Origin of the sequence: Pseudotabrizicola sp. 4114, assembly GCF_031457365.1 — a bacterium.
GTDB lineage: Bacteria > Pseudomonadota > Alphaproteobacteria > Rhodobacterales > Rhodobacteraceae > Pseudotabrizicola.
The window spans coordinates 33337-47288 of record NZ_JAVDWP010000010.1; the positions used below are offsets into that span (position 1 = coordinate 33337).

The window sequence follows — 13952 nt, forward strand, 5'->3', positions numbered from 1 at the left end:
TGCACGGCTACTTGGCGACCCAGCCGCTCCACGTGGTCTCATTGGCGGCGATCCAGTCGGCGACCACGGCCTCGACCGTTTTGCCGTTCAGATCCACCTCGGTGATCATCGCGCCCATCTGGTCGTTGTCGATGCTGAAGGCGGAAATCGCCTTGTGCGCGCCGGGCCACTTGTCCTTGACGCCTGACCAGCCGACTTTCCAGATATCGCCGAACGGCTTGCCGCAATCATAGGCGGCATCCGGGTTGCCGCCCCAGGCGGGATCGGTGTAGCAGGCGGCGTCATAGGTCGGGAATTCGACCCATTCCCCCTCATACTTGGCTGGGGCCCAATGCGGGGCGTAGATCCACAACAGGACCGGAGCCTGCCGTTGATAGGCCGATTCCAGCTCGGCAAACAGTGCGGCATCGGTGCCGGCGTGGATCACCTCGAACGGCAGATCCAGCGCCTCGATCCGCTCTTCGTCAAACCCGCCCCATGTCACCGGCCCACCCAGATAGCGGCCCTTTGGCGCGGTCTCGGGCGTGGAAAACGCCTCGGCACAGGCGGGGTCTTTCAGCGCTTCCCAGTTCGGCAGACCGGGGCACTTTTCCTTCATGTAGATCGGATACCACCATTCTTCTTTCGCCTGCATCCCGGTCGGGCCCAGCACCTCGACGCCGCCGGTCGCCACGGCGGCATCCATCGCCTCGCGTCCGGTGGTTTCCCAGATCTCCATCGCCACATGCAGATCTCCGGTTTCCAGCCCGGCAAACTGGGCCAGATAATCGGCCTGCACATATTCGACATTATACCCGCCCTTGCGCAGCACCTCGCCCATCAGCTGGGTGGTGATCAGCTGGCCGGTCCAGTCGTGCAGGGTCAGTTTGATCGGGTCAGTTGAGTCCTGCGCCATGGCGGTGGTGGCGCAGAGCATGGCGGCAAGGCTGAGGGTCAGGCGCATCGGTCACTCCCTGTTGTGGAACGGGGCCGCGTGGGGTGCGGCCTGTGGGTCTGGTTCCGGGCGCTTGGGGCGCGAAAGCGGGCCTGCGCCTTCTGATCGTCACCCGATTACCGCGCGTCACCGGGGCAGCTGTCAACGAAAACTTGGGAAATTTGTGGTTTTGATGACCGTTTGTTTGTCTTTTGTTAAATAAACGGTCAAGCTTACCCCCAATCTTGCATGCCAACCACAGGACACCGCCCCATGCTGACCCCACGACACGGCGCGATTCTGAAGCTGCTGGAGGAGAGGGGCCCGCTGTCGGTGGCCGCCCTTGCCGACACGTTGGAGGTGTCGAGCGAAACCCTGCGCCGCGATGTGCGGGCGCTGGCCGATGCCGGGGCGGTGGTGCGGGTGCATGGTGCGGTCGGACTGGCGGGGCAGGTGGGCGAGGCGCCGTTTCACCGCCGGATGCGCGAAAATGCCGGGCCAAAGCAGGCCATCGCGCGGGCCATGGCCGCGCAGATCGCCGATGGCGACTCGCTGATGCTGGATACCGGCACCACCACCAGCTTCCTCGCGCGTGAGCTGTTGGGGCACCGACGGCTGACGGTGGTGACCAATTCATCCGACATCGCCCGCACGCTGGCCACGGTCAACGGCAACCGGGTGTTCATGGCCGGGGGCGAGTTGCGCGGCGATTCCGGGGCGTCGCTGGGGGCCTCGGCGCTGGCGTTCATCCGCGCCTTTGCGGTGGAACACGCCATCATCTCGGCGGGTGCGGTTGATGCCAGCGGCGTGATGGATTTCGACCTGCAAGAGGCGGAATTTGCCCGCGCCGTGCTGGCCTGCGGCGCGCGCCGGGTGGTGGTGACCGATGCCAGCAAATTCGGGCGGCGCGGCTTTATCCGCGTCTCCGGTTTTGATGTGGTGGATGAGATCGTCACCGACTCTGCCCCGCCACCGGATCTGGCAGCGGCCCTCGCCCTCGCCGGAACACGGGTGCTCTTAGCTGCGGCGGATCACAACGGCCAGTGACGGAATGGTGCCCGCCTCGCCGGGCATCGAGACGTAAGGCGCGGTGGTTTCCACCACGCTCACCCCCGCCATGCTGTTCAGGGCCGTTGCAAACCCACCCTCCCACAGCGTGGTTTTCACGGTCAGCACCAGCGGCCCGCCGCTGCGGGTGATGCGGATCAGCTCTGGCAGCGCCTCGGCCCCGACATGGCCCGTGGTGAACACGCCGGTCGAGATCACCGCCGCAAACGCCCCATCGGCAAAAGGCAGCGGCTGACCCAGCGCCAGTTGATGCAGCCGGGCATAGCTGCCCTTGGCGCGGGCGACGGCGAGCATGCCTGCCGACAGATCCAAGCCTTCGACCGGGGCAAAGCCCAGGATCCCCAGCCAATCGCCCAACAGCCCGGTGCCGCAGCCGGCATCCAGCACCGGCCCGGCGCCGCGCGGGGCATGGCGGGCCAGCAGCGCGCAGCCGATCGACGGGTGGCGATAGCCTGCCGCCGCCATCTCGGCATCATAGCTGGCCGCCCATGCGTCATAGGCAGCCGCCACCTGTTCCGGGGCTCGCGCCTCATAGACCTTGCCCAGATGGCCGTCGTGGTGACCCGTGCTCATGGTGGACTCTCCCGTATTCCGGCGGCTAGCTTGGTCCAGACCGCAGGGCAAGGCAACGGGAGAACAGGATGCAGGATGACATCGCAGGCTTGATCGCAGACATCCCGGTGCTGGCCGGGTGGACCGGGCCGGCGCAGCGCCTGGGCGGGTTGACCAACCGGGTCTATCGTCTGGGCGAGGCGATCCTGCGGGTGCCGGGGGAGGGCACGGCGGATTACATCGACCGCACCGCCGAGGCGGTGGCTGCCGAGGCGGCAGCGCAGGCCGGGGTCAGCCCTGCGGTGATGTACAATGATCCGGCCAGCGGCCTCATGGTCACCCGCTATGTCGCAGACACGGTCACCATGACGCCCGACGCCTTTCGCACCCGCCCCGGTGCCCCCGCCCGGGCCGCTCTGGCGTTGCGGCAGCTGCATCAGTCGGGACAGGTCTTTGCCACCCGGTTCGAGCTGTTCGCCATGATCGACGACTACCTGCGCCTGCTGTCGGGCAAGGATGTGGCCCTGCCAGACGGCTACCATGCGGTTGTGCGCGAGGCCGAGGCGGTGCGCACAGCCCTTGCCCGCGCGCCGGTGCCGCTGGTGCCCTGCCATTGCGATCCGTTGTGCGAGAACTTTCTGGATACCGGGTCGCGGATGTGGATCGTCGATTGGGAATATGCCGGCATGAACGATCCGATGTGGGATCTGGGCGATCTGTCGGTCGAAGCGGGTTTTGATGCGGCGCAGGATGAGGCGATGCTGACCGCCTATTTCAACGGCCCTGCGCCCGCGCAGGACGTGGCGCGGATGGTGATCTGCAAGGCGATGTGTGATCTGTTGTGGACCCTGTGGGGCCTGATCCAGCTGGCCAACGCCAACCCTGCCGATGATTTTCAGGCCTATGCCGAGGACCGGTTTGCCCGCTGCCGGGCCTTGATGGCCACGCCCGGTTTTGCCCGGCATCTGGCCGTGCTGCAGGCGACTTGAGGTCATAGTCTTTAAAAGCCTACTTAAATAATAAACTTTACGGGAAGTATTTTACTCAGGTATATCCTTGCCATCAGCCCGCCGCATTGACGGGGCCATCCCTGATCAAAGGATTTCCAGATGAGAAAATTGCTTGCGGCCACAGCGCTGGGCACCGCGCTTGCCACTTCATTCACGGCAACTTCTGCTCTTGCTGCCGATCCGTCCGCCGTTGTGACGCATTATGCCGATCTGGCCGCCGCCAAATATGCCGACAGTCTGACAGCCGCCCAAAGCCTGCGCGTTGCCGTCGATGCGCTGGTCGCAGCACCCTCGCCCGAGACGCTGGCCGCCGCGCGAGCCGCCTGGATCGACGCCCGCGTGCCCTATCAGCAGACCGAAGTGTTCCGCTTTGGCAATGCCATCGTCGATGACTGGGAAGGCAAGGTGAACGCCTGGCCGCTGGATGAGGGCCTGATCGACTATGTCGATGCCGGGTCAGCGCAGAATGAGGAAAACAGCCTCGCCGTGCTCAACATCATCGCGACGCCGAAATTCACCCTGTCGGGCACCGAGATCGACGCGACCGCGATCACGCCAGCGCTGATTTCAGAAACCCTGCACGAAGCAGACGGGATCGAGGCCAATGTCGCCTCGGGCTATCACGCGATCGAATTCCTGCTCTGGGGGCAGGATCTGAACGGCACCGCCCCCGGCGCGGGCGACCGGCCCTATACCGATTTCGTGCAGGGCGATGCCTGCACCGGCGGCAATTGTGACCGCCGCGTGGCGTACCTCAAGGCCGCGACCGATCTGCTGATCTCGGATCTTGAATTCATGGCCGCCGCCTGGGGTCAGGGCGGCGAGGGGCGGGCAACCGTGACCGCCGATCCGCAGGCCGGTCTTCTGGCGATGCTGACCGGCATGGGCAGCCTGTCCTATGGCGAGCAGGCGGGCGAGCGGATGAAGCTGGGCCTGATGCTGAACGACCCCGAAGAAGAGCATGACTGCTTTTCCGACAACACCCACAACAGCCACTATTACGATGGTCTGGGCATCCGCAACGTCTACCTTGGCAGCTACACCCGGCTCGACGGCACCGAACTGACCGGCCCGTCGCTGTCCGATCTTGTGGCGGAAAAGGATGCGGCGGTGGACACCCAGCTCAAGGCCGAACTTGATGCTTCGGTCGCGGCGCTGATGGCACTCAAGCAAGCCGCCGAAGGTGGGTTTGCCTATGATCAGATGCTCGAAGCCGGCAACAAAGACGGCGAGGCGCTGATCATGGGCGCGGTCGATGCGTTGGTGACGCAAACCGTCTCGATTGAGCGGGCGGTCACGACACTGGGTCTGACCGAGATTGATTTCGAGGGTTCCGACAGTCTCGACAATCCGTCCGCCGTCTTTCAGTGAGACAGGGTGTCGCAGATCAAATAACTGATTGAATCGGTCAGGTTTAGAGCAGTAGATGGGGGCCAGAGGTATTGACCATGCTGCGCCCCCTTTTTCTGTTGCCGTTCCTGGCATTTCCCGGCTTTGCCCAGACATTGGATGACCGCCATCTGCCGGTCATCCCCAGAACCGCCGAAGACGCCGCAAAGGTCGCCTCCATCCTGCGCCCGGTTCAGGATTTCTCGCAGCCAGAGCCGTTCGAGGCCAAGCCTGCGGGCGCCGCAACCGTGCGTGCGAGCGACTCGTCTGACGCGTTCAGCCAGTTTTCCGGCAACATGCCCTTTGCGCATGAGATGGATTTCAAGCTGGGCAACGCGCTGTTTCGCAAGACCTGGGTGGCCTCGCCCGCCTCGACCCTGGCATCAGACGGGCTGGGCCCGCTCTACAACGCCCGCGCCTGTCAGGACTGCCACCTGAAAGACGGGCGCGGCCATACCCCCGCCGACGCGCAGGATGCGCGCGTGTCGATGTTCCTGCGCCTGTCGGTGCCCGGAGGCATCACGCCCGACGCGATCAGCGACTGGCTCGCCACCAGCCCCGACCCGGTCTATGGCGGCCAGTTGCAGGATTTTGCCACCCCCGGCCGCGCCGCCGAAGGGAGGATGGATATTTCCTATGCAGAGATCCCGGTCACGCTGGCCGATGGCACTGTGGTCAAGCTGCGCGATCCGGCCTATGCCATTTCCAACCCCGGCTACGGGCCGCTGCACCCCGATCTGATGATCTCGCCGCGCGTGGCACCGCAAATGATCGGCCTTGGCCTGCTGGAGGCGATTCCCGCCGCCGACATCCTGTCCCGGGCCGACCCTCAGGATGCGAATGGCGATGGTATCTCGGGCCGCGCGCAGATTGTGATGTCGATTGAGCATGGCGTGCCGATGCTGGGGCGGTTTGGCCTCAAGGCGGGCAAACCGACGGTCAGGGAACAATCTGCCGGGGCTTTTGCGGGCGATATGGGGCTGTCCAACCCGCTGCATCCGCAACCATTTGGCGATTGCACCCCCGGGCAACCGGCCTGCGTGACGGCGGTACATGGTCAGGAAGACGGCATCCGCGACGGGCTGGAGGTTGATGCGCAAAGCCTCGATCTGGTGACTTTCTACGCGCAGAACCTCGGCGTGCCAGAGCGGCGCGCGGTCAGTGATCCGCAGGTGCTGCGCGGCAAAGAGATGTTTTACAGCCTGCAATGTGCGGCCTGCCACACCCCCAAACACGTCACCCACCGGCTAAAAGACCAACCCGAACAAAGCTTTCAGCTGATCTGGCCCTATACCGATCTGTTGCTGCACGACATGGGCGAAGGGCTCGCTGACAACCGCCCCGAAGGCCGCGCCAGCGGGCAGGAATGGAAAACCCCGCCGCTCTGGGGCATCGGACTGACGCAAGGTGTCAGCGGTCATACCGAATTTCTGCACGACGGCCGCGCCCGCAGCCTGCTGGAGGCGATCCTCTGGCACGGCGGCGAGGCGCAGACCGCCCGCGACGGCGTGATCGCGCTGCCAACCACCGACCGCGATGCGCTCATCGCCTTTCTGGAAAGCCTGTGATGCTCAAACGTCTGACCCTGATGCTCGCGCTGCTCACCTCTCCGGTGCATGCCGATGTGGCCGATGTCGTGGCAGACCATATCCTGCCCGGCTACGCGGCTTTTGCCCAAGCGACGGCGGATCTTGACCTGCAGGCAGCGGCGTCCTGCGATCCGGACACCTTGCGCCCGGCGTTTCAGACCGCCTTTGACGCGTGGATGGCGGTGCAACACCTGCACCTTGGCCCGGTCGAAGAGGCGGGTCGGGGTCTGGCCATTGTGTTCTGGCCCGACCCCAAGGGGCTGGGCCGCAAGGCGCAGCTTGCGCTGGTGCAGGGCGATCCGGCAAAGCTGACCCCAGAGGCGTTTGCCGATCAGTCGGTCGCCGCGCGTGGCCTGACCGGGCTGGAGCGGTTGCTCTACCCGACGGGTCCATGGCCCGCCGACACCTGCCCCCTGATCCGCGCCACCGCTGCCGATCTGGCCCGGCTGGCCGCCGAGGTGCAGGGTGGCTGGACCAGCGGTTTCGCCGATCAGCTGCTGACCGCCGGCGCGCCGGGCAACACCCGCTATCTCTCCGAAGCCGAGGCCCGGCAGGCGCTGTTCACCGTGCTGGTCACCGGCTTGGCGCAGTTGCACGATCAGCGGCTGGGGCGTCCGATGGGCACGTTTGACCGCCCGACCCCGGAACGGGCCGAGGCGGTCGCCTCGGGCCGCAGCCTGCGCAATGTGCGCCTGTCCCTGCAGGCCCTCCGCGCGCTGACCGAAAGCCTGACAGAGGCCGCGCCGCTGACACAGGCGGCGCTGGACCATGCTGTGACGTTGACGGAAACCCTCAACGACCCGGTGTTCGCGGGCACCGCCACGCCCTCTGGCCGGCTGAAGGTCGAGGTGCTGCAACAGGCAGTGGAGCAGGCCCGGCTGGCCGTGCTGGCCGAAATCGGTCCGGCGCTGGGCGTCGGCCTTGGCTTCAACGCATTGGATGGGGACTGATGGCCACCCGGCGCGCCTTTCTGTCCGGCCTTGCGGCATTGGCGCTGCCAAAACCGGGCTGGGCCGCCGTGGGCAGCCCGCATTGCCTAGCCGCAGGCAAGACCGCAGAGCGCTATGTGCTGCACGGTCTGTCGGCGGACGGGCAAAGCCTGTTTGCCGTTGATCTGCCCGGGCGCGGCCACGCCGCCGCAGCCCATCCGCACCGCCCGTTGGCCGTGGCCTTTGCCCGCCGCCCCGGCACCTTTGCCATTGTGCTCGATTGCCTGACCGGCGCAGAACAACATCATCTGACCCCACCCGCTGGCCGCCAGTTCAACGGCCATGGCGTGTTTTCCGCTGACGGCAGCCTGCTTTACACATCGGAAGTGATCGCCGAAACCTCTCAAGGCCGCATCGGGATTTGGGAGACGGCAGGCTTTCAGCGCATCGGCGAATGGTCCTCTGGAGGCATCGGGCCGCATGACCTGAAGCGGCAGTCCGATGGCGGGCTGATCGTCGCCAATGGCGGCATTGCCACCGACCCCGCGGATCGCAGCAAGCTGAACATCGCCACGATGCGCCCCAACCTGACCCGCCTGTCACCCGAAGGTGACATTACGGCACAGGCGGAACTGCCGCCCGCGCTGTGGCAGAACTCCATCCGCCACCTGGCGCTTGCGCCGGATGGCACCGTCGCCTTTGCCATGCAATGGGAGGGCGATCCGGCAGAGCCGGTGCCGCTGCTGGGGCTGTGGCAGGTGGGTGCCCCGCCGCAGCTGTGCCCGCCGCCAGAGGCGGAGGCGTTTCGCATGCAGGGCTATGCCGGATCGGTTGCCATCAGCGCCTCGGGCCGGATCGCGCTGACCTCGCCCCGTGGCGGCGTTGTGACGATTCATGCTCAGGACGGCACCCATCTGGCCACCCATGCCCGCGCCGATGTCTGTGGCGTCACGGCGCTGGGTGCGGGCTTTCTGCTCAGCGATGGCTCTGGCGCGCTGTGGTCTTTGGACGATCGGCAGCTTAGCCCGCTGACGCGGGGCGATACCGCGTGGGACAATCATATCGTCCCACTGACCTGACCGACTGCCTGATCTGTCAGCGCTTTTGAACAATACTGCGCCCTGACAAAGGTTTTGCTTGCCCGATGGCAAAAGCCTCGCCCAATATGATCAAAATATGAGGGAGCGAGTCACTTGACCCAAAAGGTGGCCATCACCGCGCAGAATGTCGTCAAAGCCTTTGGCCAGGGTGCCGCCGCCGTCCGGGCGCTGGATGATGTATCGGTCGACATTGCAACGGGAGAGTTCTTTACTCTGCTTGGCCCCTCTGGCTGTGGCAAGACCACGCTCTTGCGGCTGATCGCCGGGTTCGAGATGCCGACCGCAGGCAAGATCCTGATCGACGGCGCCGATGTGACCGACAAGCCGCCCAACCGCCGCCCGGTGAACACGGTGTTCCAGTCCTATGCGCTGTTCCCGCATCTGACCGTGGCCGAAAACATCGGCTTTGGCCTGAAAATGCAGGGCAGACCCAAGGCCGAGGTCGCGGCAACGACGACCGAGATGCTGGCCTTGGTCAAGCTCGACGCGATGGCCGACCGCAAGACCAGCCAGCTTTCCGGCGGGCAGCAACAGCGCGTGGCGCTCGCCCGTGCGCTGGCCCCCCGGCCAAAGGTGCTGCTGCTGGACGAGCCGCTGTCGGCGCTGGACCTCAAGCTGCGCAAGGAAATGCAGGTGGAGCTGAAACGGTTGCAGACCGAGACCGGCATCACCTTTATCTTTGTCACCCATGATCAGGAAGAGGCTCTGACCATGTCAGACCGCATCGCGGTGATGAGCGCAGGGCGCATCCAGCAGATCGGCGCGCCGCGCGACATCTACACCCGCCCGGTCAACCGTTTTGTCGCCAGCTTTATCGGCGAGACCAACTTTCTGCCCGTCACCGCCACGCCACAAGGCGCGCGGCTGAGCACGGGCGATGTGATCGCAGCCGAGGGTGAGGGCAGCGTGCTGATCGTGCGGCCCGAACAGTTGCGGCTTGGTCCGCCCGGATTGGGCGCGGGGTTGGCGGCAAAGGTGACCAATGTGGTCTATTTCGGCACCGATATTCACGTAAACCTGTCGCTGGCCGATGACACACTCCTCACCGCGCGGGTGCCCAGCCCGGTCGATGGCGGCGCGGATTTTGCCACCGGGCAGGCCGTTGCCGTGACCTTCCAGCCGGGCGCTGCCCGCCTGATCCGGGAATAGCGCCATGAGCCCCGCCGAACAAAGCCAGCGAAAGCGATCAACCCGCAACGGCTGGCTCTTGTCGGCCCCTGCGCTGACCCTGCTGTTCCTCGCCGCCTCTGGCCCGCTCTTGATCGTGCTGGTCTATTCGTTCCTGACCCCCGGTCAATACGGCAATGTCATCTGGGATTTCAGCTTTGATGGCTGGATCGGCATCCTCTACACCCGCGACATCTTTGACGGCACGATGAACCTTGCCGACGCGCATCTCACGATCTTCTGGCGCTCGGTCAAACTGTCGCTGATGACGACCGCGCTGACCTTTGCGCTGGGCTTTCCCACCGCATGGTTCATCGCCACCCGCCCACCGGCGCAGCGCGCGATGTGGCTGTTCCTGATCACCATTCCGTTCTGGACCAACCTGTTGATCCGCACCTTTGCGATTAACGAGGTGATCCGCAACGAAGGCCTGATGAACACCGTTCTGACCGGCATCGGCCTGATTTCCGAACCGATCCGGCTGATCAACACCGATACCGCCGTGTTCATCGGCATGGCCTATGTCTATCTGCCGCTGATGGTGCTGCCGCTGTTTGCCGCCATTGACCGTTTCGACATGAAACTGCTGGAGGCGGGCTATGATCTGTACGCCAGCCGCCTGCAGGTCTTGCGCCATGTGATCATGCCGATTGTGAAACCCGGCATCGTGGCGGGGTCGATCCTCGTGTTCGTGCCCTCGCTCGGGGCCTATGTCACGCCACGCGTGCTGGGCGGCGGCAAGAACATGATGATCGGCAATTTCATCGAGCTGCAATTCGGGCAGGGCCGCAACTGGCCGCTCGGTGCGGCGCTGTCGATGGCGCTCTTGCTCATCGTGATGGCGGCGCTGCTGGTCTATGTCCGCGCCAGCACAAAGGGGAGCAATCCACATGGCTGACCGCTCGTTCGAGGTGTCGCGTCTGCCCGGCTTTGCCACCGTCGCCATCGCCGTATTCGTGCTGCTCTATCTGCCGATCCTGACGCTCGTGATCTTTTCCTTCAACTCCGGCCCCTCCATCGCCGTGTGGCAGGGCTGGTCGCTGCATTGGTATACCGATGCCTGGAACAACGAGGCGGTGAAGGGTGCGACCATCCGGTCGCTGATCATCGCCACCTGTGCCAGTGCGATTGCCACCAGCGTGGCCACCATGGCAGCCCTGGGCACCACCCGGCGCGCGGCCTTTGGCGGGCAGACCTTTATCTATGTGGTGATCAACCAGCCGCTGATGGTGCCCGAAATCGTGACGGCGGTGGCGCTGCTGATCCTGTTCGGCGTGGTCAAGCAGGCCACCGGCTATCAGGGGTTGGGCTACCTGATCCTCGCCCATGCCGCATTCTGCACGCCCTTTGCCTATCTGCCGATCCGCGCCCGGCTGGAGGGGATGGACCTTTCCCTCGAAACCGCCGCCTGCGATCTCTACGCCAACCCGTGGCAGACCTTCCGCCATGTCACGCTGCCGCTGCTGGCCCCCGGCATTGCCGCCGGGGCGATGCTGGCCTTTGTCATCTCACTGGATGACGTGGTGATCACCGAATTCGTGAAGTCGGGCGGGCAGGATACCCTGCCCACCTATATGCTGGGCCAGATGCGACGCGCCATCACGCCCGAGGTCAACGCCATCTCGACCGCCCTACTGGGGCTGACGGTGGTGTTGCTGACCTTGTTCTTCATCCTGACGCGCAAAAAAAACTGACCAACCGGGAGACGACACATGAAAACCACGCTGAGCGCTTTGGCCATTCTGGCCGCAACCACCTCACTGGCGCAGGCCGAAGGGGTGCTGAACCTGTACAACTGGGGCAATTACACCGGCCCCGATCTGCTGGCGAAATTCGAGGCTGAAACCGGCATCAAGGTCACCGTCACCGATTACGACAGCAATGACACGGCACTGGCCAAGATCGAGGCCGGCGGCCATGGCTTTGATCTGGTGGTGCCCTCCACAAACTACGTGCCGATCTTTGTCGAAAAGGGGCTGGCGGTTGAACTGGACCTGACCAAGCTGCCCAACCACGGCAACATTGCCCCCGAATGGGTGGATGTACACTGGGATCCGAAACGCACCCATTCCATTCCGTGGCAGTGGGGGTCGATCGGGATTTCGGTCAACACCTCGGTCTATGGCGGCGATATCAATACCTCGGCGGTGTTTCTGGATGTCCCCGATGAGTTGAAGGGCAAGATCAACGTCGTCCCCGAGATGACCGATGTGGTCAATCTGGCCGTGATGTATGTCGGCGGCGAACCCTGTACCGAAGACACCGAGGTGCTGAAAAAGGCCCGCGATGTGCTGATTGCGGCCAAGCCGCACTGGATCAGCATGGATTACGGCGCCACCGAAAAACTGGCTAACAACGATTGGGCGGCATCGGTGAACTGGAACGGGTCCAGCATGCGGGCGCGTCTGTCCAATCCTGCGGTTGCACATGGCTACCCGAAAGAAGGCTATCCGATCTTTATGGATTCGGTGATGCTGCTGGCCGATGCCCGCAACGTCGACGAAGCCTATACCTTCATGAACTTCGTCATGGAGCCGGAGAATGCCGCGATGATCTCGGCCTTTGCCCGCTATAACAACGGCATCACCGGCTCTGAGGCGTTCATGCCCGAAGATATGAAAGCCGCCCCCGAAGTGGTGACGCCCGAAGAGCACAAGGCGGCGGGCAAATTCCTGCCCACCTGCTCGCCCACCGCACAGCAGTATATGGCGGCGATCTGGACCGAACTGCTGAAGTAAGCGCCCTTCGCCAAACCGTGGGGGGGCTGTCTGCCCCCCCACACCCCCCCGAGAGTATTTTTCCAAGGTGAATGCAGGATGGAGCTTTGGAACCAGTCGGCCAGCGATTTGTCACGGCTGATTGCGGGCCGGCAGGTGGCCCCGTCCGAGGTGATGGCGGCCTGTCTGAAGCGAATTGCTACGGTGAACCCGCAGGTCAACGCCGTGGTGTCGCTGCGCGATGACGATGTGCTGATGGCCGAGGCGCGGGCGGCAGATGATGCGCCGCCGCAGGGCTGGCTGCACGGCCTGCCGCTGGCGGTCAAGGATCTGTGCGCGACCAAGGGCCTGCGAACGACATGGGGCAGCCCGCTGTTTGCGGGCCATGTGCCGCAGGCCGATGACCTGCTGGCGGCGCGGATGCGGGCGGCCGGGGCGATCTTTATCGGCAAGACCAATACGCCGGAATGGGGCCATGGCAGCCATTCGTTCAACCCGGTGTTCGGTGCCACCCGCAACCCCTATGACCTGACGCGCACGGCGGGCGGCTCGTCGGGCGGCGCGGCGGCAGCCCTCGCCACCCGCATGGTGCCGGTGGCCGATGGCAGCGACATGATGGGGTCGTTGCGCAATCCGGCCGGGTTCTGCAACGTTTATGGCTTCCGTCCCAGCTGGGGGCTGGTGCCCGGTGATGCCGAGGGCGACACTTTCCTCGCCACGCTGGCGACCGAAGGCCCGATGGGCCGCACGGTCGAAGATGTGGCGCGGCTGTTGCAGGTGCAGGCCGGGCCGAACCCCGAGGTGCCGTTTGCCGTGCCGGTGCAGGACTACGCCGCCGCGCTGGACCGCGCGACCCTGAAAGGCAAGCGCATCGCATGGCTGGCCGATTGGGGCGGAGCCTATGCGATGGAGCCGGGGATCCTGCTGCTGTGTGAAGCCGCCCTCAAGGTCTTCACCGACCAAGGTGCCGAGGTCGAGGCGATTGCCCCGCCGTTCCCCGCCGAAAAGCTGTGGCACGCCTGGACCACCCTGCGCGCCATGCTGAACGCGGGCCGGATGAAGCCACTGTACGACGACCCCGCCAAACGTGCCCAGCTCAAACCGGAAACCCTGTGGGAGATCGAGCAGGGCCAGAACCTCACCGCCCAGGCGGTGTATGACGCCTCCACGATCCGCAGCCGCTATTACGCCCATATGGCGCGGCTGTTCACCCGCTTTGATGCGATCATCCTGCCCACAGCACAGGTCTGGCCCTTCCCGGTCGGCTGGCGCTGGCCGCAAGAGATCAACGGCCATGCGATGGATACCTATCACCGCTGGATGGAGGTGGTGATCCCGGTCAGCCTGATCGGCCTGCCCGCGCTGTCGGTGCCGGTGGGTTTTGGCACAAACGGCATGCCGATGGGAATGCAGATTGCCGGGGCCACCGGCACCGATGCCGCCATTCTGGCCATGGGACACGCCTATCACCTTGCCACCGACTGGCCGGGCCGTCGCCCGCCCCTGAATGAGGACTGA

13 protein-coding genes are annotated in these 13952 nt (G+C 64.8%); 11 read left to right on the forward strand and 2 right to left on the reverse strand.

Annotation, left to right across the window (positions count from 1 at the left end):
* Nucleotides 1-7 precede the first annotated feature (7 nt).
* The gene (locus tag J2X53_RS18025; protein WP_349038889.1) at nucleotides 8-943 is read right to left on the reverse strand and encodes an ABC transporter substrate-binding protein; all 936 of its coding nucleotides are present in this window, start codon (nucleotides 941-943) and stop codon (nucleotides 8-10) included.
* Nucleotides 944-1186: 243 nt separating this feature from the next.
* On the opposite strand from J2X53_RS18025, the gene J2X53_RS18030 reads away from it, so the two are divergent.
* Nucleotides 1187-1960, forward strand: coding sequence for a DeoR/GlpR family DNA-binding transcription regulator (locus tag J2X53_RS18030; RefSeq protein ID WP_349038890.1), 774 nt, complete (start codon nucleotides 1187-1189; stop codon nucleotides 1958-1960).
* On the opposite strand, the gene J2X53_RS18035 is transcribed toward J2X53_RS18030, so the two are convergent.
* Complete coding sequence (locus tag J2X53_RS18035) at nucleotides 1931-2554, reverse strand: class I SAM-dependent methyltransferase (RefSeq protein ID WP_349038891.1); 624 nt, start codon at nucleotides 2552-2554, stop codon at nucleotides 1931-1933. The genes J2X53_RS18030 and J2X53_RS18035 overlap by 30 nt on opposite strands.
* 68 nt (nucleotides 2555-2622) lie before the next feature.
* Between J2X53_RS18035 and J2X53_RS18040 the strand changes: the two genes are divergently transcribed.
* The 10 genes from J2X53_RS18040 to J2X53_RS18085 all read left to right on the forward strand — a co-directional run bounded on the left by J2X53_RS18040 (nucleotide 2623) and on the right by J2X53_RS18085 (nucleotide 13952).
* Nucleotides 2623-3522 carry a phosphotransferase family protein gene (locus J2X53_RS18040; RefSeq protein WP_349038892.1) on the forward strand — a complete coding sequence of 300 codons (900 nt, stop codon included), beginning with the start codon at nucleotides 2623-2625 and terminating at the stop codon, nucleotides 3520-3522.
* A gap of 120 nt (nucleotides 3523-3642) precedes the next feature.
* A complete protein-coding gene (locus tag J2X53_RS18045; RefSeq protein ID WP_349038893.1) occupies nucleotides 3643-4914 on the forward strand; it encodes an imelysin family protein in 1272 nt (423 codons plus the stop codon).
* Between the two features lie 77 nt (nucleotides 4915-4991).
* Complete coding sequence (locus tag J2X53_RS18050; RefSeq protein WP_349038894.1) at nucleotides 4992-6500, forward strand: di-heme oxidoredictase family protein; 1509 nt, start codon at nucleotides 4992-4994, stop codon at nucleotides 6498-6500.
* Nucleotides 6500-7471, forward strand: a complete 972-nt coding sequence (locus J2X53_RS18055) for an imelysin family protein (protein ID WP_349038895.1) — start codon at nucleotides 6500-6502, stop codon at nucleotides 7469-7471. Before J2X53_RS18050 ends, J2X53_RS18055 begins: the two co-directional genes overlap by 1 nt.
* Nucleotides 7471-8529 (forward strand): DUF1513 domain-containing protein, encoded by a 1059-nt coding sequence (locus J2X53_RS18060; protein WP_349038896.1) that lies wholly within the window; start codon nucleotides 7471-7473, stop codon nucleotides 8527-8529. Before J2X53_RS18055 ends, J2X53_RS18060 begins: the two co-directional genes overlap by 1 nt.
* A 114-nt stretch (nucleotides 8530-8643) precedes the next feature.
* Nucleotides 8644-9699, forward strand: a complete 1056-nt coding sequence (locus tag J2X53_RS18065) for an ABC transporter ATP-binding protein (protein ID WP_349038897.1) — start codon at nucleotides 8644-8646, stop codon at nucleotides 9697-9699.
* Between the two features lie 4 nt (nucleotides 9700-9703).
* The gene (locus J2X53_RS18070) at nucleotides 9704-10615 is read left to right on the forward strand and encodes an ABC transporter permease (protein WP_349038898.1); all 912 of its coding nucleotides are present in this window, start codon (nucleotides 9704-9706) and stop codon (nucleotides 10613-10615) included.
* Nucleotides 10608-11411 carry an ABC transporter permease gene (locus J2X53_RS18075; RefSeq protein ID WP_349038899.1) on the forward strand — a complete coding sequence of 268 codons (804 nt, stop codon included), beginning with the start codon at nucleotides 10608-10610 and terminating at the stop codon, nucleotides 11409-11411. The genes J2X53_RS18070 and J2X53_RS18075 overlap by 8 nt, the downstream gene beginning before the upstream one ends.
* Nucleotides 11412-11429: 18 nt before the next feature.
* A complete protein-coding gene (locus J2X53_RS18080; RefSeq protein ID WP_349038900.1) occupies nucleotides 11430-12455 on the forward strand; it encodes an extracellular solute-binding protein in 1026 nt (341 codons plus the stop codon).
* A 78-nt stretch (nucleotides 12456-12533) separates the two neighbouring features.
* Entirely contained in the window at nucleotides 12534-13952 is a 1419-nt protein-coding gene (locus tag J2X53_RS18085; protein WP_349038901.1) for an amidase, read from the forward strand.

What these genes read in the sequence shown, in the direction of transcription:
- J2X53_RS18025 (WP_349038889.1), bottom strand. Translation starts at nt 943, where the DNA reads ATGCGCCTGACCCTCAGCCTTGCCGCCATGCTCTGCGCCACCACCGCC.
- J2X53_RS18030 (WP_349038890.1), top strand. Translation starts at nt 1,187, where the DNA reads ATGCTGACCCCACGACACGGCGCGATTCTGAAGCTGCTGGAGGAGAGG.
- J2X53_RS18035 (WP_349038891.1), bottom strand. Translation starts at nt 2,554, where the DNA reads ATGAGCACGGGTCACCACGACGGCCATCTGGGCAAGGTCTATGAGGCG.
- J2X53_RS18040 (WP_349038892.1), top strand. Translation starts at nt 2,623, where the DNA reads ATGCAGGATGACATCGCAGGCTTGATCGCAGACATCCCGGTGCTGGCC.
- J2X53_RS18045 (WP_349038893.1), top strand. Translation starts at nt 3,643, where the DNA reads ATGAGAAAATTGCTTGCGGCCACAGCGCTGGGCACCGCGCTTGCCACT.
- J2X53_RS18050 (WP_349038894.1), top strand. Translation starts at nt 4,992, where the DNA reads ATGCTGCGCCCCCTTTTTCTGTTGCCGTTCCTGGCATTTCCCGGCTTT.
- J2X53_RS18055 (WP_349038895.1), top strand. Translation starts at nt 6,500, where the DNA reads ATGCTCAAACGTCTGACCCTGATGCTCGCGCTGCTCACCTCTCCGGTG.
- J2X53_RS18060 (WP_349038896.1), top strand. Translation starts at nt 7,471, where the DNA reads ATGGCCACCCGGCGCGCCTTTCTGTCCGGCCTTGCGGCATTGGCGCTG.
- J2X53_RS18070 (WP_349038898.1), top strand. Translation starts at nt 9,704, where the DNA reads ATGAGCCCCGCCGAACAAAGCCAGCGAAAGCGATCAACCCGCAACGGC.
- J2X53_RS18075 (WP_349038899.1), top strand. Translation starts at nt 10,608, where the DNA reads ATGGCTGACCGCTCGTTCGAGGTGTCGCGTCTGCCCGGCTTTGCCACC.
- J2X53_RS18080 (WP_349038900.1), top strand. Translation starts at nt 11,430, where the DNA reads ATGAAAACCACGCTGAGCGCTTTGGCCATTCTGGCCGCAACCACCTCA.
- J2X53_RS18085 (WP_349038901.1), top strand. Translation starts at nt 12,534, where the DNA reads ATGGAGCTTTGGAACCAGTCGGCCAGCGATTTGTCACGGCTGATTGCG.